The 19,222-nt window shown below is 36.3% G+C and carries 19 protein-coding genes; 6 read left to right on the forward strand and 13 right to left on the reverse strand.

Annotated features, from left to right (window positions below; translation table 11 throughout):
- A complete protein-coding gene (locus G8761_RS20305) occupies positions 1-306 on the reverse strand; it encodes a PTS sugar transporter subunit IIB (RefSeq protein ID WP_166029795.1) in 306 nt (101 codons plus the stop codon).
- Positions 307-584: 278 nt separating this feature from the next.
- Between G8761_RS20305 and G8761_RS20310 the strand changes: the two genes are divergently transcribed.
- The 4 genes from G8761_RS20310 to G8761_RS20325 all read left to right on the forward strand — a co-directional run bounded on the left by G8761_RS20310 (position 585) and on the right by G8761_RS20325 (position 5,856).
- Complete coding sequence (locus G8761_RS20310; RefSeq protein WP_166029796.1) at positions 585-1,316, forward strand: GntR family transcriptional regulator; 732 nt, start codon at positions 585-587, stop codon at positions 1,314-1,316.
- Positions 1,317-2,270: 954 nt separating this feature from the next.
- Positions 2,271-2,486, forward strand: a complete 216-nt coding sequence (locus G8761_RS20315; RefSeq protein ID WP_166029797.1) for a hypothetical protein — start codon at positions 2,271-2,273, stop codon at positions 2,484-2,486.
- Positions 2,487-2,872: 386 nt separating this feature from the next.
- Entirely contained in the window at positions 2,873-3,490 is a 618-nt protein-coding gene (locus G8761_RS20320) for a TetR/AcrR family transcriptional regulator (RefSeq protein ID WP_166029798.1), read from the forward strand.
- A 146-nt stretch (positions 3,491-3,636) separates the two neighbouring features.
- On the forward strand, positions 3,637-5,856 hold the full coding sequence (locus G8761_RS20325; protein ID WP_166029799.1) for an MMPL family transporter: 2,220 nt from the start codon (positions 3,637-3,639) through the stop codon (positions 5,854-5,856).
- A gap of 632 nt (positions 5,857-6,488) precedes the next feature.
- Here G8761_RS20325 and G8761_RS20330 read toward each other — a convergent pair.
- The gene (locus tag G8761_RS20330; RefSeq protein WP_166029800.1) at positions 6,489-6,977 is read right to left on the reverse strand and encodes a hypothetical protein; all 489 of its coding nucleotides are present in this window, start codon (positions 6,975-6,977) and stop codon (positions 6,489-6,491) included.
- 251 nt (positions 6,978-7,228) lie between these two features.
- Entirely contained in the window at positions 7,229-7,636 is a 408-nt protein-coding gene (locus tag G8761_RS20335; protein ID WP_166029801.1) for a RidA family protein, read from the reverse strand.
- A 175-nt stretch (positions 7,637-7,811) separates the two neighbouring features.
- Here G8761_RS20335 and G8761_RS20340 point away from each other — a divergent pair, with 175 nt between their 5' ends.
- Positions 7,812-8,096: a hypothetical protein gene (locus G8761_RS20340; protein ID WP_166029802.1), complete on the forward strand. Its 285-nt coding sequence runs from the start codon at positions 7,812-7,814 to the stop codon at positions 8,094-8,096.
- A gap of 475 nt (positions 8,097-8,571) precedes the next feature.
- Here the strand turns inward: G8761_RS20340 and G8761_RS20345 are convergent, their stop codons facing one another.
- Positions 8,572-10,536 (reverse strand): alkaline phosphatase family protein, encoded by a 1,965-nt coding sequence (locus G8761_RS20345; RefSeq protein ID WP_166029803.1) that lies wholly within the window; start codon positions 10,534-10,536, stop codon positions 8,572-8,574.
- A gap of 175 nt (positions 10,537-10,711) precedes the next feature.
- Here G8761_RS20345 and G8761_RS27700 point away from each other — a divergent pair, with 175 nt between their 5' ends.
- The gene (locus G8761_RS27700) at positions 10,712-10,834 is read left to right on the forward strand and encodes a hypothetical protein (RefSeq protein ID WP_275940727.1); all 123 of its coding nucleotides are present in this window, start codon (positions 10,712-10,714) and stop codon (positions 10,832-10,834) included.
- Between the two features lie 29 nt (positions 10,835-10,863).
- On the opposite strand, the gene G8761_RS20350 is transcribed toward G8761_RS27700, so the two are convergent.
- The 9 genes from G8761_RS20350 to G8761_RS20390 all read right to left on the reverse strand — a co-directional run bounded on the left by G8761_RS20350 (position 10,864) and on the right by G8761_RS20390 (position 18,236).
- Positions 10,864-11,076 carry a hypothetical protein gene (locus tag G8761_RS20350; protein ID WP_166029804.1) on the reverse strand — a complete coding sequence of 71 codons (213 nt, stop codon included), beginning with the start codon at positions 11,074-11,076 and terminating at the stop codon, positions 10,864-10,866.
- Positions 11,077-11,143: 67 nt separating this feature from the next.
- Complete coding sequence (locus tag G8761_RS20355; RefSeq protein ID WP_166029805.1) at positions 11,144-11,317, reverse strand: DUF4083 domain-containing protein; 174 nt, start codon at positions 11,315-11,317, stop codon at positions 11,144-11,146.
- A 299-nt stretch (positions 11,318-11,616) separates the two neighbouring features.
- Positions 11,617-11,943 (reverse strand): hypothetical protein, encoded by a 327-nt coding sequence (locus tag G8761_RS20360; RefSeq protein WP_166029806.1) that lies wholly within the window; start codon positions 11,941-11,943, stop codon positions 11,617-11,619.
- Between the two features lie 103 nt (positions 11,944-12,046).
- Positions 12,047-12,235, reverse strand: a complete 189-nt coding sequence (locus tag G8761_RS20365) for a hypothetical protein (protein WP_166029807.1) — start codon at positions 12,233-12,235, stop codon at positions 12,047-12,049.
- Positions 12,236-12,290: 55 nt separating this feature from the next.
- Positions 12,291-14,417: a peptidoglycan D,D-transpeptidase FtsI family protein gene (locus G8761_RS20370; RefSeq protein WP_166029808.1), complete on the reverse strand. Its 2,127-nt coding sequence runs from the start codon at positions 14,415-14,417 to the stop codon at positions 12,291-12,293.
- 301 nt (positions 14,418-14,718) lie between these two features.
- Positions 14,719-15,750 (reverse strand): DUF3231 family protein, encoded by a 1,032-nt coding sequence (locus G8761_RS20375; RefSeq protein WP_166029809.1) that lies wholly within the window; start codon positions 15,748-15,750, stop codon positions 14,719-14,721.
- A gap of 90 nt (positions 15,751-15,840) precedes the next feature.
- Positions 15,841-16,377: a GNAT family N-acetyltransferase gene (locus G8761_RS20380; RefSeq protein WP_338001003.1), complete on the reverse strand. Its 537-nt coding sequence runs from the start codon at positions 16,375-16,377 to the stop codon at positions 15,841-15,843.
- A gap of 357 nt (positions 16,378-16,734) precedes the next feature.
- The gene (locus G8761_RS20385; protein WP_166029810.1) at positions 16,735-17,766 is read right to left on the reverse strand and encodes a S66 family peptidase; all 1,032 of its coding nucleotides are present in this window, start codon (positions 17,764-17,766) and stop codon (positions 16,735-16,737) included.
- A 2-nt stretch (positions 17,767-17,768) separates the two neighbouring features.
- Complete coding sequence (locus G8761_RS20390; RefSeq protein WP_166029811.1) at positions 17,769-18,236, reverse strand: GNAT family N-acetyltransferase; 468 nt, start codon at positions 18,234-18,236, stop codon at positions 17,769-17,771.
- Between the last annotated feature and the right edge of the window lie 986 nt (positions 18,237-19,222).

Here is a 19,222-nt window from a genome sequence, read left to right on the forward strand (position 1 = left end):
TTATCTCCCCTTAAGATCAAAAGCTTGTTTTAATACCGCTTCCCCATTGCATAGGCCATAGTTTACAGGATTGATCGCATCCACAGGGATGCCTTTACTATCTCCGACTGTTTTTAATTTTGGTAAAAGATAACGAACCTGTGGGCCCAAGAGCAGTACATCAGCCTGGTCGATATTCTCGTTTATTTCTGAATGTCCAACAGCCCAGATTTTGCAATCAATTCCTTGTGTTTTTGCACTAGCTTCCATTTTCGTAACTAATAGACTAGTTGACATACCTGCTGAGCAGACCAATAAAATGTTCATTTCATTTTCCCCCTGTCATGGTTTGAAAGCGATTACAAAACTTATAAAAAAAACACATGATGATTTAAATTTTTTACTTTTGCAGCCACATTAGGAAAACCAGCACCTCCAAAAAATAATTATGTATAGCTGGGCGTATCTTTAATATCATTGTAATTACAATTCAGAATATTATCAATACATTTTTTCGAGTTGTTATAACAAATTTTAAAAAAGTTACTTATCAGTACATTTTCTTTCCTATTTCTGCTAATCTATATATATCAGGGGGAATTGGAATGATAGAGGAATTAAGGGACGGAAACGCCCTGCATCTGCAGGTAAAGGATGCAATTGTTCAATTAATTAAAGACGGAGAATATGAGCCGAATTCACAGCTGCCAACCGAGGCCGAGTTTTGTGATAAGTATGGGGTTAGCAGAACAACGGTAAGAACAGCACTCCAGCAATTAGTCACTGAAGGATATGTTTATAGAAAACGAGGCAGCGGAACCTTTGTTTCCGCCAATAAAGTAAAGCAAGTTTTAACTACAACGGTTGAACGATTTACAGATCAAATAACGATGCAAGGCAAAAAACCTCTAATAAAAGTATTAGGGCTTAATGTCATTCCAGCAGACGACTTTCTTAGCGAGCTATTAAAGATTTCCGAAGGTGAACCCGTTAATGTACTGGAAAGGATTCGCTATGTGAATGATGAACCTCTTCAGTTTGAGGTCGCCTACTTACCCTGGTATCAAACCCCGGGATTAAATAAAAAAGAATGCGAAAAGTCATTATATGAATTGCTAAATCTCCAATTTGGCCTAAAAGTAAGCAAGACAATTGAATCGCTGGAACTATTTAGTGCAGATGAAACCACAGCGGATAAGCTTCAAATCAATGTTGGGGATCCCTGCTTTGCCTTGGATACACTTGCCTATTTAAGCGATGGTGCTATCATCGAATATTCAAAAACGATTTTTAGAGGCGATATGGCCCATTTTGTCATCGAACGGAACTATGAATAAAAGCACAGTGGAGAAATATCCTGCTGTGCTTTTTACTTTTTATCCAAAAATTAAATTTGTTTCTATAACTCCATGTTTCGTAAGAATAGTTCCTTCAAAATTTATGGACATATATTATGCTTACCGAAAAAAAGTATAAAAAGAAACCCCTTCACTTCTATTTCCCCCTATATAAAAAAAGCGATGCCTCTTTTAGAAGTATCGCTTCAGTTATTTGGCGGGAAGAAGGTGTCATCCCAAGGATTCTTCTCGGAATGCTCATCTCGCTTTTTTAAGCTTGGTGAACTCATGAGGAACTTCAGCATGAAAAATAAGCCGGCGATTAAAAAGACGATTCCTATAAAGGCGAATAACATAAAAATCAATCCCTTTATTTTCAATAATATCATAAATTCACAGAAAAGTACGACATTTGTTAGCTATTAATACATACTTAAGAAATCTAGCAGCCCTACTATCCTCAAAAGAGTTCCATACTAGCTATAATGAGTAAAAAAATGCCCACACCAATATAAAAATAAGACATTTTCATGGTCTGATTTTTGCTTTTTACGTTCTCAGCTCCATTTAAAATTAATAAAACTGCAGCGATTGTATAGATGTACGGGATTAATTCCTTCCTGGTGAAAAAGCTTACGACTGAAAGGATGAAACAAACAATAGCAAGAAAAATTCGTAACCAGAAAAGTTTTTTTGAGGGCATAATATCCTCTCCCCTTAATGTTTATTTGGCTCCCTATATCAAGTATAAATGATATTTAAAATCTATTTTATTAAAAATATTAGTATCGTTGCTTACCTTAGAAAAAAAATAGCAATGGACAGTGTATGAACGTTTTCCTATAAATTTGGGACAAAAAAATGTTCAATTTGTGAAAATAATCACAATATAGTAGAAACTTATTATAATAAAGGTGTCTTAGAGAAACCTTAACTTCGAAAGGAGCAATTATAATGGGTTTATTACTTGGTATTTTTATAGGATTGGTTTCAGGAGCAATTTTAGGAGCAGCTATTTCATTACCGGTAGGTTCAGCACTGGGGATATTTATCGACAGAAGTTATAGCGGCTGGGCATTAGAAATTGAGATCGTGTTAGTTCTTTTAAGTGCTTTTATTATTTTTAAGTTCTTTAATATTCATTTAAGAAAAAATAAAAAAGCGATATAAACCTTTAAGGTACAGGACCTGTTCTGTACCTCTTTTCATCGGTTAGGAAATTATAGATTTTCACCTTGTGGAAAACTCCGAACTAGGTTATTGTAATCCAGCTCCAGCGCCCAGCCCCTCGGGGACATAAGCCAAATCACTTCAGAAATCAGGATTTCCTACGTGATTCGTCTTATGCCTGTTGGAGGCCCATAGGACGTGGGTCAGAAAGGCGTTGCCACAGGACGTGGCGTATTTAGCCTTTCATCATCTGAACAGGACGCTTGCGCCTTTTGTTCTTCTCTTTAATCCCAGCTTTGACTTGTTAAAATTCGACCGTTAATATAAGATTAACAGCCAAATAGACTTTTAGTGCGGAGAAAACAAGCTTGAAAGGATTTTGAAGGATGAAACTTAATGAAACAGATGATCTTGGAGAAACAAGGAGAACAATTATTAGAACAGCGCACAAGCTGTTTATGGAAAGCGGATATCGCGCAGTCTCTACCAGGCAGATTGCGGATGCGTGCGGTTTGACCCAGCCTGCACTTTATCATCATTTTAAAAATAAAGAAGCTTTATATATAGAAGTCATTTTAAACGAAATACATAAAACAAAGACCGGGCTTGAACGAATCATCAAGCGCCATAAGGATTTAAAGGAAAGACTGGTCGAGGTTGCATACTTTATCTTAATTAATAAGCCTGAGGATATGAGCCAAATGTTCCGGGATATACAGCAGGAATTATCAGAAGATGCAAGAAAACTTATTTCCGATAGCTGGTTTAATGGATTTATTATTCCTATCTCTGAGATTTTTGCGAAAGGACTGGAGGCCGGCGAACTACGACATCCTGGTGATTATGGAACCACCCCGGTTAATTCGGCCTTCCTTCTTCTTAATTTATTAAGCCACTCCCCTTTTGAGGCTCGCTATGCAGCCCCACAGGATCAAAAAAGGGTATATGAAAAGCATGTAAATATGGTTGTGAATGTTCTTTTATACGGGTTATCTTCTGGCTAATAAAAAATATAATTTCATTATATTTTTTTGCCAGCCGCTTATCACTTGATAAATATTTCATAACCAACTATGCTAAAAATATATTTGTATATGTGAAATCGATTTATGTGGTACTTATCACTTGATAAGTAAAAGGAGAGGGAAAAATGAAAAAAAGCTTTTTGGAAAGATACTCAGATTCTGTCGGAGGGAAATGGGGAAAATGGATTACTCTTGCCATCTGGATTGTCGTGGCTGGATTACTAAATTCTATTTTCCCACAGGCAAACACACAGGAGGATAATCTGGCAGCTAACTTAAAAAATAAGCAGCCTTCCGTTGTTGCTCAAGAGCTTGCGGAAAAAGAATTTCCTTCCGGCAGCGGAAAACCAGCGCTGCTTACCTGGTATCGAGCTACGGGAATTACAGATGAAGACTTAAAGGGAATTCAGAGCTTTTCTGAAAAAATAACCACCGACCCTATTCCCTTTCAGACGGAGGCACCTCCTTTTCATAAGCTGCCCCTGCCTGTATTAAAACACCAGCTATCGAAGGATGGAACCACGTTCGTCTATCCTATTTTGTTTGATAAGAAGGCAAGCACAGAGGAATTGAATAAAAGTATTGATCAGTTAGATAAAATAGCGGATTCCCAATTTGATAAAAATCCGTTAAAAGCCTCACTTTCAAATAAAGACCGTTTGGTGGTTAGAGTTACGGGCCCTGTAGGAATTGAAGTAGATGCCACTGCACTTTTTTCACAGGGAGATTTTAAACTTCTGTTTGCAACTGTTCTATTGGTTCTGGTTTTCCTTCTCGCTATCTATCGCTCCCCTATCCTGGCTTTTGTACCCTTAGTCGCAGTAGGATTTGCTTATGGGGTAATTAACCCAATACTTGGAGCAGCAGGCAAGGAAGGCTGGGTAACGTTTGATTCTCAAGGGCTTTCCATCATGACTGTTCTTCTTTTTGGAGCAGGAACCGATTATTGTTTATTCTTGATTGCCCGGTTCAGAAGTGTTTTACAGGAAGAAGAAAGCAAAATGACTGCATTAAAAAGAGCTTTGGGAGGTTCTTCAGGGGCAATAGCCATGAGTGGCCTGACAGTAGTATTTTCCTTATTAGCACTCCTTCTCGCTCATTATGGTTCTATTCAGCGCTTTGCTATCCCGTTTAGCTTATCAATTTTTATTATGATGATCGCAAGCTTAACTTTGGTTCCTGCTTTACTTGGGATTTTCGGCAGGATTTCCTTTTTCCCTTTCATTCCAAGAACAGAGGAAATGATAAAAGAACGTGCACTCCGCAAAGGAAAACCAGTTCCCGCTATAAAAGGAAAGCACAGAATTGGAACTGCTTTAGGCGAGTTTATTACTAAACATCCTAAAATGATAGCGATTATCACAACGATTTTGTTAGGTGTTTTTGCTTTTTCCGCGAGCAAAATTTCCTATACCTTCGACACTCTTTCCTCCTTTCCAAAGGATATGCCGTCAAGGGAAGGATTTAAAATTATTTCTGACCATTTTACTCCGGGTCAGTTAGCACCTGTTCAGGTTATGATTGATACGGAAGGAAAAGAAGTTAACGCCGTGGATAATTTGAAAGCACTATCCTTTGTATCAAAGGTTTCAGAGCCGAAAAAGGGAAAGAACAATAAAAACCTTTTATCCTATGACGTTGAACTTAAGGAAAATCCATATTCCAATAAAGCAATGGATCAGATTCCTGCCATTAAGAAAGCAGCAAAAACGGCCCTTATAGATGCTGGAGTCTCCACAAAAAATGTTTGGGTTTCAGGCCAAACAGCACAGCAATATGACACAAGGGAAACAACCGACCGAGATGAGAGTATCGTGATTCCGGTTATTATTGCTACAATTGCGGTTCTGCTGTTCATTTACCTGCGTTCTATTGTCGCTATGGTTTACTTGATGGCGACCGTGCTGCTTTCATTTTTCAGTGCACTTGGCCTAGGATGGGTTGTACTCCATTATTTGTTTGATGTCCAGGCGATCCAGGGATTCATTCCTTTGTATGCCTTCGTCTTCATCGTGGCATTAGGCGAAGATTACAACATATTTATGATTTCGAGCATCTGGAAAAAAGCACGCCGGGTCCCTCTTGCTGAAGCAGTAAGAGATGGTGTTGCTGAAACAGGTTCAGTCATCACCTCTGCAGGTTTGATTCTGGCGGGAACCTTTGCCGTTCTGGCTACCCTTCCAATTCAAATCCTTGTCCAATTTGGAACGATTACTGCGCTTGGTGTTTTACTTGATACCTTTATAGTCAGGCCTTTTTTAGTACCAGCACTTACCGTTTGGATTGGCAAATTTGCTTTCTGGCCAGGCAGCCAAAAACGGAAAACAGTAAAGCAGGATATGTAAAATAAACCCCTCAGATTGAGGGGTTTATTTTATTCAGTTTTATTCCAGGTGACAACCTCTACGTTTAGAATATCCACTTCTCCAGGCTTAATAGGTGTGGAATGTATTGAAAAAGACCGAATCGGTTTCCCTTTATAATTTCGTTTTGGTAATACCTTGCTGTCGCTGATGAAAGTTCTGTAAGTTCTTTATATTCAATCTGGCGCTATTAATCTAATTTCGCTCTCTTCGATTTCTCCGGTTAATGGCTTGTATTTCTCCTCTGAGCATAGATAAAAGACATTTTTATTTTTGACTAGTCTTTCTATTGGAATTTTAAAAAATAGCTGCTCTTCTTTAGGTTTAACTCCTAAGCTGTTTAGGGCTTGATAAATATGATTTGGATGTAAAGGTAAAGAAGTGAATGACATCATTCCATAAACAATTCAGCTGCGGGATTTGCCTCTTTAGCAGTTTATGTCTGTCCGGGTGGTCAAAATATTTTTTAATATATGTCACGTAAAGTTCGGGCTGTTGTTCTTTTAATATATTTAAGAAAGTATTAACTTTGTACCGACAAGTTCCTTAGGCACCATATACAAATTCGATATTAACTCCCCCTTACCTTTTAAAAATGACGTGCACTAAGCACGTTATTTGTTTTTTATAATACTCTCTATTTTGTCTGTATAAATTTTAGCCAGCTCTTTCTCTGCATATTGAAAATTTCTCATACTTGCCTCTTTAGGAATATTCATTTTTACTAGTTTTTTATCCAGATCCTCAATAACAAATCTCTCGTCTTTGTCATGATTCACCCCGCCGACATCTGCTAAATCAATTTTTTGCCCATTTTTTAATTCGATAATGTAAAAAAAATCTCCCTTAGAATGAAATTTGGGTAAAAACTCTTTTTTTCCATATATACCTGTACTAATTTTTTTAATATCACAATAGCTATACTCTCTTCCCTGCGGGTAATGAAAGGAAAAAACAATAATCTTCTTTTTCGTTACAACAGCAACATCTGTAACGATTAAATAAAACAGCAGAATATTGATAATCAAAAAAACAGAAAGTAATTCTTTTCTATATTTTTTAAAAATTTGACCTTTAGAGCCATTAAAAAATTCCTGAATCATTTCCCTAAAGTCCTTGCTAAAAAGATAGAAAACCACAGGAAAGATATAAAATTCATAAATAAACGCTAACTGTGTGCCGGGTGATTTAAAAACCCATAATAGATAATTATCCGGTACAAATAGAGTTTCTTGTAAGAAAACGATTAAAACATAAACCAATATAGTCAAAATGATCATAACTATAAGTACAAGAAGATTTTTTAACCACTGCACATAAAGCACTCCTAGTTTAAGACGACCAGCCGGGGAAATTATAAGTCTCCAACTGCGATTGCCTCAATCTCAATTAAAAAATCCTCACTGATAAGCTTTCGAACTTCAACCGCAGAACTTGCTGGCGGATTTGCCGTATTGACATACTGATCGCGAATTTCCCTTACAACCTTCATATTTGAAATGTCGGTCAGAAAAAAAGTTAATTTCACAACATCCTTAAAGCAGGCTCCTGCTGCTTCTAAAGCCTTGTTTATATTTTCAAAAACCTGTTTTGTTTGTGTGGCTAAATCACCTTTACCGACTATTTGCCCTTCGTTATCAAGCGCCAATTGCCCAGATATATAAATCGATCGGGCATTCTTCACCTCTACCACATGTGTATAACCGAAAGTTGGAGGCATTCCCTCTGGATTTATATATTTTACCTCTTTATTATTCCCCATATGTAGGATCTCCTTTTGTAAAATGATAGTTCTTAATAAAATATACTACATTTTCTAGTATCTGGTAAAATTGAACAAAAAGGGAGATGAGTTTCTGTCTGAAAAAAACAAAGTTATCTCAATAGTTTTAGTCTTTGTTTTGCTAATTGTTATAAGTGTTCGAGGAGTTCCTGTATTGGCAAAGAGTGATGGAAATTTAAATCACTCATTACATTGGATTGTGTATGGCTATGATAGAGTTTGGTATAAAGAACGTGCTTACTTAGGTCCAGGCAGGGAATTTACTTCTTTGGAATTCGAAAAAGAATTTGGCGAAGGCCACAAGTTTATTGAAACTGGTGAAAAAGTGATTGGACTCCCTGTTTACGATACAATCCGAAATGATAAGGTTTCTACCCTTTTATTTCTTAAAAAGCCAAACGGGAATTTAATCATCTATACCTTGAGTGGTGGGCCTTAAGGGTTTAATAAAAACACCCAGCTGCAGATTTGCAGCTGGGTGTTGGTCATTTTCTTCGGTTTGTGGTCAATAAAAAAAGTCGGGTATTCAGGATAGCCAGTTGGTTCGGTTGCCTTTTTAATTTCGGCATTCCTGGATGAACTCGTGCATATCTTGGATGAATTCGTGCATTACCGATATATACTCGTGCATTTCATGGATGAATTCTTGCATTAATTAAATGTTGGTGAGGTATTTGAGAGAAAAATTAGTACTTTTTAAATAATTTGAAGAACCAGGCTAATAAAAAAATCGTTTTTTAAATTAAAAACGTTTAAATTTCTTTGTTTTTTAATAAAAAAATGATAGAAAAAATTAGGATTTCCAACCGAATTACCAACCTGGGTATACTCCGCGTTAATCCTTAAGTGGCCTTCTCCATCCCCTCTTCTTTTTAATAAAAAACGATTCAGTTTTAACTGAATCGCCTTGTAATCTATTTATCTATTAATCCCTTTATCCTTTTCCCCTCGACAAAGGAAGGTGTTTTTAAACCTAGGAGATTATAAACTGTAGGTGCAATATCTAAATTAGAAACAGGTTTAATTTGTTTTCCTTTTTCGATATCGGAACCTGCTGCCATAAAGACAGCTTTAAGCTTTTCTCTATATGGATTTCCTCCATGAGTTCCAAGTTCAGGTGAAGGTTTTACTGATTCGGATGCACCATTCCCCATTATATACCCAGGTGCTGCCATCAACAGGATGTCCCCTTCATGATTATCCTTCTTTATCGCTTTTTCACTTTTATGAAGTATCCTTACCTCCTCATATAGATGAACTTCTCTATTTGTAATGTAACCAGTCATATCCTTGGTATCTTCTTTGATAGATGAAAGTGTCAACCCTTCATTTGTAAGGCTGTCCCACATTTCTTTTGCGTAATGTGATACCACTTTTGAACCTTCAGTTCTTTTTATTTTTTCGTCCTTAAAGGCTTTTATAACTTCATCTCTTACCTTCTTATAGTTCTTTTGCGGAACAATTCCTGATTTCTCTCTTGAATCAAGGTTAATGTATACATGGGCAGCAGAACCGCTCGGAATTGCGATCGCCTTTGTTTTTTTAGGATCGACATTCCCCTTTTCATCCAAAACCAGTAGGCCCTCGTCTTTGAGTACCTTGTTAGGCTCAAGCATGGAATGCGCAGGTTCCATGCCATGGTCTGAAACAATGAACAAGATATCATTCTTATCAAGAGACTTAACTGTTTTGCCAACCACTGTATCTGCAACTCTATATGACCATTCAATATAGTTCTGATACTTTTTTGATTTTTCAGGAGAGTATCCAGGCTGACGAGGATCAGACATTAAATAGCGATGCTCTTGATGGTCAATTTGAGGAGCATATAATATAACCAAATCTGGGTTATACTCTTTTTTGATAAAAAGGGAAACATCCGTAACCCATTCTACGAATCTTTCAGAAATTTGCTCGTACTCTTTTCTAGTAATCCATCCCTTTTCAAAAGCAGTGTCATCTGCTTCAACTGGAAAAAAGCCAAAACGGTCTTTAACTTCTTTTTTAAAATGATCAGGTCCATCAATGCGGCCTGAAGTAACAGCCGTTCTATACATTTCCGTTTCCTTTTCTAATTTCTCATCACCTAGGGAGAAACGGTACCAGAACCCGGCAGTTTGGCCATCTTTTACAGGGATGCTAATGGAACCCCAATTCCCTGGATTTATTGCTTTATCTTCCTGATTTAGCTCTTTTGTTTTTGAAACAATGAATTTTTTATAATTAATCTTTTTGTCGTTGGTTGTATCTATCGCCAAAACATAGTAAGTTTGATTTTTTTTATTTTTCATCTCAATATGGAGTTCAGATTCCTTGGGTGTACTATAGCTTTTCGGAGTATTCCTCCAGTTTGATGCTTTTCTGAACGTCAGCTTATCGTTATTACTTGGGGACCATGTTTCTCCATAATAAACTGTGTAGTCTGCCTCTTTGCCTTTTTGAGGCACTGCCCCAGGAAACGCAATCGTTGCTGTTGTTTTTCCTTGCTGTTTTGCCTCTAGCCAAAGAGGATCAACCTCTGGCCTAGTTAAAAAGGCGTCCTTCTTATTTGTCAAGGAGGCTCCTGACTGCTGCCATACATTACTGACGACAGAGGTTTTCAGCGGACTCGCTCCTGTTGCGATTGCTGCATGGGACGGTGCCGTAAGTGAAGGGCTGATTGTCGTTGAATATTTTGCAATTGTCCCATTCTTAAATACCTTTTTTATATGAGGAAGCTTGCCTTCTTTTACATATCTCCTCATTAAATCATTTCTCATTCCATCAAAAGAAATAAGGATTACTTGTTTATTATTTGTCTCTGCGAATACAGCTTCTTGGCTAAATCCAGCCAAAATAAAAAATACTAAAACTAAAACTCTTGCTAATCTTGTTGTCATTCTTCCACCTGCTTAACTTTTGTCTAAGCTCTGTATACCCTCATTCTTCTATCTTTAAAAATATAAATGTAGGATGGTATTAATTTTTTAAACTTCTAATTTTTGCCTGATTAAAAGTTTCTGAACGGGGAATATACACACTAAGAACAAAAAATACTTATAGAGGTGATTTTAAATGAGAAAAGAAAACATTTCATTAATAGAGTTTACTAGTGAGGAAGGATTTGAATTAAAAGGTTATATTTCTCAACTATTTGAACACGTATCTTCTGAAGATAATAACAACGAACAAAGCTAATCAGACTATGCTGATTAGCTTTTATTTTTTTAAATAACCTTTTTTCTTTGAAAAATAAGCACGACGGCAGCACATAAAGAAAATCCCAAAAGAATAAAGACCATAAACAATAAAGTAAGTAAGGAAGTGCTTTTTGGATTAAGATCAGTGTTAGAAGCAAAATAATGTGCAGCGAGCTTACTGCTTACAATGAGTATGACGATTTCAAATAATGCAGCTATTAAAATATAAAATTGCCTCAATCATTCCACCTCTTTAATGTTTCTGCAACGCGCTTTGTCTAATTTATCTTTTTATATCAAACCTCTATCAATTATTTTTTTCTAGAAGTTCAATTATTCGATCAAGCTTTTCCTCAATGCTTTTATTGCTGTGATTTCTGGTGTTTGAATGAATAAGCATTCTTCTAATAAAAAGCGCAAAGGATATCACAAATAATATTAAAAGAAAAAATACGATCAAAAAAAACAATAAATCGCCCATATTTTATCTCCTTTACTTTTATCAAAAAAGGTGAGATACTCCTCCTTGAATTCATGCATCCTATGCTCTAAGTTCACTATTTTAAACATAAGAATATCATAAACTTATTCATTATCACTAAATTTGAATTCTATTAAAATTCCCACTGCCTACTTCTTTTATGGTAAGTGGGTATTCTACAAGTCCAAGTCATTGAGGAGCTCATTTTCGGTCAAGTCCTCAGAATCATTTGTCTGTTAATACTCATGCCAATATTTACATATAACTTCAAAGGCATGAAAAAGGAGTGGAAACTCGCTCTAGTCCTGTGATGAATACATCAATTTGGATAAATTCAGTCTGGAAATGTCATAGTTTGACCCGATTGAATTTAATAAAGTTTGGTAAAAAGGAACATCTTCCGTCAACGGCATTTCCTCAAACAGTTTTGTATCTACTTTATAGTTGTTATATGGAACGCAATTATCCTTTAGATCCACTAACCCATCTGCAAAAGTCTCAATCATTACACTATCTTCCTGCGATAGAGGTTCATCCGATACGATGTCCACTTTAAGAATATTGTTGCAGACGCCAATATCCTCTTTCTCCATGTATTGAAAGGTGGTTCCAATATCCTCTAACATGAGAGGTCTCCGCAAATCTTCAATGACCAAATATCCCAATGAAATGTTGTTCTTGAAAGCCATAAAGACTTCCAAATCCCTCAACCTGAGTTTTCTTCTAAACTTATACGTCTTTAGGCTCCTGTTCAACGGGTACTCTCACTCCATTTTGCTTAATAAGTTGATCCAGCTTATTTTCTATGTTTTTTAAAATATTCCTAACTGAAATTAAGTAGGTATATCCCTGAAATAATAATGAAAGCACTATAATGACCAATATTAAAAAGCCCATAATAATAAGAAATCCCGGCATATCTCCACCTCTTGATAATAAAATGAGCTGCCTACGACAGCTCATTTTTAAAATTTTATTTTTGTTGTTGCCTTTGTGCCTTTAGTTCAAAATACGCTTTAAATACTTCGTCAGCGATTTCTAAGTTTACATGTGTTTTGTCAGTTGTAGACCAAGGGACGACTACTGAAAGTGCAATTTCAGGATTGTCGTATGGAGCATACCCCACAAACGTTACGTCCCATGTCATTGGGTGAATAGGTAATGGTCCGTCGTATAACGCCTGGGCTGTTCCTGTTTTTCCAGCAATCTTGTATTGTTTGTTTTTAATGGTTCCGTATCCTGTGCCCTGCGGGTCATTTACAACCAGTCTGAATCCTTCTTGAACTCGTTTAATCCATTCTTCCTTCATATCAATTTTATCAAGGACCTTAGGCTGGATTTGCTGAAAAACTGGTCCCAATTGATTTGAACTAAAATCTGGTTCTCGAATTTCTTTGACTAAGTGCGGCTGAAGACGGTAACCGCCGTTAGCAATGGTAGAAACATATTGTACAAGCTGTAAAGGTGTATAGGTGTCGTATTGTCCGATGGCGAAGTCAAGCACTTTACCGGCATCTTGAGGTATTTGACCAACTCCATATCCAGACATTTCTCCTGGCAGATCAATGCCCGTTTTCACCCCTAATCCAAATTGGGCAAAATTGTTTCTTAATTTGTTGATTGCGGCCACTTTATTGATACGCAGCGGGGCCTCCCTCACGTATTGCTGCTGTCCGCCAATTTTCATGGCCGTTAAGAACATATAGACGTTGGATGAACGCTTTAAAGCGTACAAATCATTAATATTTCCAAAACCGGACGTATTCCAGGATTTCTTCACCTGTGTACCTTTAAACTTTAGTGGCTGGTCATATTGATAGGTGTTTGGCTTTATTGCTCCAGTTTGATATCCGGTTAAAACAGTGGCTCCCTTTACAACCGATCCCATTGAATAGGAGGTTGTCATATTTCCCAAAGCAAAATCATTTATGGTTGTTTTACCTGTTTCAGGATCCTTTACATATTGCTTGCCGGCCATGGCAAGCATTTCACCAGTCATCGGATTCATGACTGATACCATAGTTCTGTCCATGTAAGGCTGGCCAATCTTAAATTTTCCAAGCTTATCTTGAATGATGTCTTCGACTTTCTTTTGCAGGTCGACATCAATAGATAACACTAAATCTTTGCCGCTTTCTCCTTTTTTGATTACCTCTGAATCTATAACATTGCCTGATTTGTCTGTAACATTTTTGACCATTTCCTTTTGGCCCTGAAGCACATCTTCATACTGCTGTTCCAGATAGCTCTTGCCCACCCGGTCATTTCTGCTATAACCTTCAGCCATAAAATAATCAAGCTGGTCCTTCGGCAAACCTTCTTTTGAACTTGTCACTTTTCCGAGAACGGAACTTAATGTACTGCTTCCATCCTGTTCTTTTAATACATAATCCCGGTCCCAGTCGGTGGTTGCTTCAATACCCGGAAGTGTATCAAGATTCTGGCTTACGATGGCATACTCTTCATCCGTTACATTTTTATTTTTAATAATATGAGGAATTAAGGCAGTTGCACTGGACATTTCACGGAAAATAGCAAGCACCTCTAATTCCTGCTTAGAAAAAGAATTCAACTCCTGTTCTGTTATTCTTTTTCTGGTTAAATTGTAGATTTCTTTATTATACTCTTTCGTATCTAAGTCTCTTTTCTTTAATTTTTTTTCATCTTCTTTAGTTATTTTAGCCTTCGCTTCATATGGATGTTTGATAATCCAGAAGTCTTCTCTGTCCCTTTTGGTAATAGCTTTAAAGTCCTCTTCCGTATCTTTACTTATAAGATCTGCTAATTTAGTTGCGGTCCTTAACATCTCTTTCTGATCTGCATTGTTTGCCCGTGTATAGGTAATAGCCTTTAATGGTTTATTGCCAACAATCAACTTCCCATTTGTATCAAAAATACGGCCACGGGGCACAGATGAATTTACGGGAACAACATCTTGTTTATTAAGCTCATTTTTGTAGGTCTCACCATAAACAATCTGAACAATTCCTAACCGCAGAATCAGTGCTGAAAACAATACAAATACAACGAAGAAAAGAAAATTTAATCTTGCAGGCAAGTGATTCTTATTCTTATTTTTTTTTGTAGATAAGTTCACCATTTTTGCCTCCCCCTGTTTAACTTGAATGTAAAATCCTTGAAAATATTGTCTAATTATGTACTGAATGAATAAAAAATTCCAAGCTATTCATCTATCATACTATCATAAAATTCCAAGAATTTGTAAAAATAACACATAGAATGTCCTAAATACTTTAATCAAAGATGCTAAGTATAAAACAGCCCTACAATTGAAAGGTCGATGGATTAAGGAGCAATTTTTCAACCTCTCTGTCATCCCCTCAACCGATGGATTCTAATGTTTAATAAAAGAAAAAAGCTGCCGCGGCAGCTTTTTTCTTTTATTCAAATTTCGTTCGGTCAGCGGCTTTTGGAGGTTCTTCCATCCAGCCATGATCAATCAAAATATTAGCTCCATCTTCTACAAATAATGATACATTCATTAGGGATTTTGCGTAAAGAAAACCTATATCTTTTCTTCCATTCACGGCCATTGAGTTGCCAAACGCTCTTATCTTTATGGAGAACATGTCTACTTTATGAAATAACATGAGTTTATCTGAAAAAGGCGAAAAGGTTGAAGTGGTTACTAAGTGATCAAGCAACGTAGGTGAAGGCAGTCCCTCGTGATTCAGCTTTTCACTGCATTGCTCAATGATTTTGTCGGTGATATTTAATCCGCGTTTAAATAAATCGCGTACCTTTTCATTTTTTACTACCTGTGTGAATCCTATTAACAATGCTTTGCTTGTCGTATTGCTCTCAATATTATCATACAGATGGGTTATTTCTAATGCATGCAACGGTCGTATTTCACCTATAAAGCCATTTAGATAACTTTGTTTTTTTACAAAATCAACTTTTTCAGGAGTTGGAATTTCAGGTGCTTTGATCATTAAGCCTTTTTCAATTAAAACATTATTTATCTGTCCTAAAAAAACCACTGTACATTCATTACATTTGACGAAAAATTCTCGGACATCCTCTCTCAGGACTAAGGGAATAGCGACAGCATACAGGCTCATCCCCGCTTTACATGCATATTTCAAATAGTGCACATAAAAATCATCCTGATACAAACGTGGAGCATCGAGATTTACATCGTTTTCAGTAAAACCTATAGGTACAGGGATGTTTTCACCCTTAAGGAACCCCACTATTTTGGACATAAAATCTTCAGTTAGATTTAATCCATTTTGAAGAAGCAGTTTAACGTCTTTATCTTCTACATTCCTAAGGAAATACTTTAAAATCTGATTGGACATACTGTTTCCGACATAGGTAGCCCAAAGTTTCCCCATTTCCGCGGCAGTAAATTTTTGATTAGGGCTTAATTTTTTAGCGCTAATCTGGATTGGTTTCATTATTTTCATTACTAAACCCCTTAATTACTTTTGTGTTTAGTTTTTTCTAACTAATCAGCAATTATACGAATTGAATAAATCAGTTCGTATTTAAAGAAACTAATTATTATGGTACTCAATCAGCCAACAATCCTGAAAAACTCCTTCATGCAGCTCTTGCTTAAGGAGGATTTTCACCTTTTTAAATCCGCATTTCTCATAGCACTTGATTGCTCTTTCATTTCTTACTTGGGGATCCATCACTACCCGGTCAGCTTTTTTCTGCTCTATTAAGAATTGAACCATTGACGATACAAGTAAGGTGCCAATACCTTTATTCCAATAATCTGGTTCACCTATAAATTGGTCCGTTCCGTATATCGTTTCTTTTTGTGAATAACCATAAGCTTCTTTCGATTCTTCATCTAATATGTAAAATTGAATATAACCAATGTCACAGCCTTCATATTCAATAATACATCTTACTTGCCCGCGCTCGGATTTATAAAAGACGTTATTTACCTTTTCAAGATCAAAGTGATTATCACGCCCTTCGTAAAACTCCAGAACAGTCGGGTCTGAGAGCCATTTTGCAAGCAGGTAATTATCTTTTTTTTCTAGCTGGCGAACTGTTAGATTTCCATTTATAAAAAATATAATGACGCTGCACTTCCTTCTTAATCAGTAATTGGAGGGATATCTAATTTCCAAATATCTTGTTCCTTGTTAAACCGATGCCACTGAGTCAGTAAATGAGCCTATGCTAACCTTAATAATGATTGTTTTTTAATTACTAATCTCATTATTGTTCTCAATGGAATCAACTCTCTGAAACGTATGGCTAAATCGTAGTTCCGATGTATAAATTATCATAATATCTTGATTTAAAAGCAACAAATGTTATGTTTCCGGTATCATCCTTTAGGGTTTCGAGACATCCGGTCACAGATGCGACTAAAAGATGAACATAAAAATCACAGCCAAACGAGGTATTTCTTTCCCCCTCTGAATTTATTATTCCACTCCGCTTTCGAGGATCGAAAAAGTTCCTTTTACACAATTGATTTCTGCCATTGCCCCGTATGGCAAAATAAACTTTGGTTCAGTATGGCCAAAATTCAAATTATAAAGGATCGGCAAATCTTTCTGACCATATTCCTTCATGACCCTTTTAAGCTCTTCCTTATATTCCTCGTAATATTTTTCATCCTGGGGTTTCCCAAAAATAATTCCATTTGCTTTTTGCAGTATTCCTTGAACGGCATAATTTCTGAGCCAATATTTAATTAGGGCTGGATCCGGTTTATCTTCTGATGTTTCAAAGAATAGAATGCTATCTTCCCAATACCTCTCGTCTGGCCAAATTTCTGTTCCTTTCGCAAACTCCAGGACTTCAATACAGCCACCAATTAAACGGCCCTGAACAACTCCTGTTCCCTGGAGAACCTCGTAGCCAGAGTTCTGCCGCTTTGAACGCCTGATGTCCTTATTGACTTCATCCCAAGCTAAATGTTCACTGGTCCATTCGTTTGCAGGCATAATTTCACCGATAGCTTCATTAGAAAAAAGGGAGCGTTTCACCGAATCAACGGTGTAAGGGTCCATCTCCACATTTTCGGCAAAATCAACTAAAATTGAAGGTCCATAGAATGATGAAATGCCTGCTTTATGGCAGAATAAATGTGAAATGGTTATGTCGGAATAACCCATAAAAATTTTAGGGTTTTTATGTATAATGTCGAAATCAATATAGGGAAGCAATCGAATAATATCATCACCGCCAATATTCGCAAAAATTCCTTTAATAGTAGGATCTTTAAATGCAGTCATCAAATCTTCAGCCCGAGCTTTTGGATTTTGATAAAGAAACTCCGCTCCTTTCAAACTGTTCGGCATTGGAACAACTTTAAGACCGAAAACTTCCTCTAATCTCCTTACGCCTTGTTCGTAACGCCAACGAAGATCTGGATTGCCAGCACCTCCCCACGAGGGACTTATTGTCGCTATAGTATCTTCCGGCTGGAGCCTTTTTGGTTTTATTAACATGATTACACCCTCCTAACTGAAAGATAGAAAACATCCTCTTCTCCCAATACCTCACCGGTTGGAAGAAATCCTAAATTTTTATAAAGTTTGCGTGCAGCCTCGTTGTCCTTATAAACGGTTAACCGAATTTCCTGGCATTGGGGAAATTTTGTTTTTATCCAATGAATGATTTCTAGCATTGCTGCTTTACCATATCCTTTTCCCTGATATCTTTCATCAATCAAAAAACCGTTAATCCAATACATATTCGGTGTATCTTCTTCATAAGCATGCATGATAAATCCGACCATGGTTTCATCGGCATAGATGGCAAAAGGAATATATTCGACGTTATCACCATCAGGTTTGATATATACCTTAGCAAGGGATACTGCCACTTCGGGGGTGAATTTGCTTTGGGAATCCTTAATTCGCAGTTTCAGCGCCCATTCCCAATTGTTTCTTGTTATGTGTTCCAATTTTATTTTCATTTTATCAACCTCTATTTTTTATAAATAAAAACCCTTTTTACATGTCTATAAAAATTTTGTCAACAGTAAGCAAATCTCAGGAAAAACAGTTAATTTTATTGTCATATGAGTTTAATAAGCCCCTCTTGAGAACAAACTGCATGTATTTTTTGAAGTCCTCAATAAACATAATATGAATCCAAATAATGTCTAATAAGCTATTAATAGAGCCTCTTGAGGACAAACAATATTCATTTACCAGTTTAAAAGTTCTTAATAAGCTTTCTTGAGAACAAACGACATGTATTTTTTAAGGAGAAAGTCCTTAATAAACATAATATGGTTCCAAATAATGTCTAATAAGCTATTAATAGAGCCTCTTGAGGACAACCTCTATTCATTTACCAGTTTAAAAGTTCTTAATAAGCTTTCTTGAGAACAAACGGCATGTATTTTTTGAGGAGAAAGTCCTCAATAAACATAATATGGTTCAAAATAATGTCTAATAAGCTATTAATAGAGCCTCTTGAGGACAAACTTTATTCATTTACTAGTTTAAAAGTTCTTAATAAGCCCTCTTGAGAAAAAACGGAATCTATTTTAGGGGGAGAAAGTCCTTAATAAACATAATATGGTTCGAAATAATGTGTAATAAGCTATTAATAGAGCCTCTTGAGGACAAACTCTATTCATTTACCAGTTTAAAAGTTCTTAATAAGCTTTCTTGAGAACAAACGGAAACTATTTTAGGGGGAGAAAGTCCTCAATAAACATAATATGGTTCCAAATAATGTCTAATAAGCTATTAATAGAGCCTCTTGAGGATAAACTCTATTCATTTACCAGTTTAAAAGTTCTTAATAAGCTTTCTTGAGAACAAACGACATGTATCTTTTAAGGAGAAAGTCCTTAATAAACATAATATGGTTCCAAATAATGTCTAATAAGCTATTAATAGAGCCTCTTGAGGATAAACTCTATTCATTTACCAGTTTAAAAGTTCTTAA

It is taken from the genome of Neobacillus terrae (assembly GCF_011393025.1).
Lineage (GTDB): Bacteria > Bacillota > Bacilli > Bacillales > Cytobacillaceae > Neobacillus_A > Neobacillus_A terrae.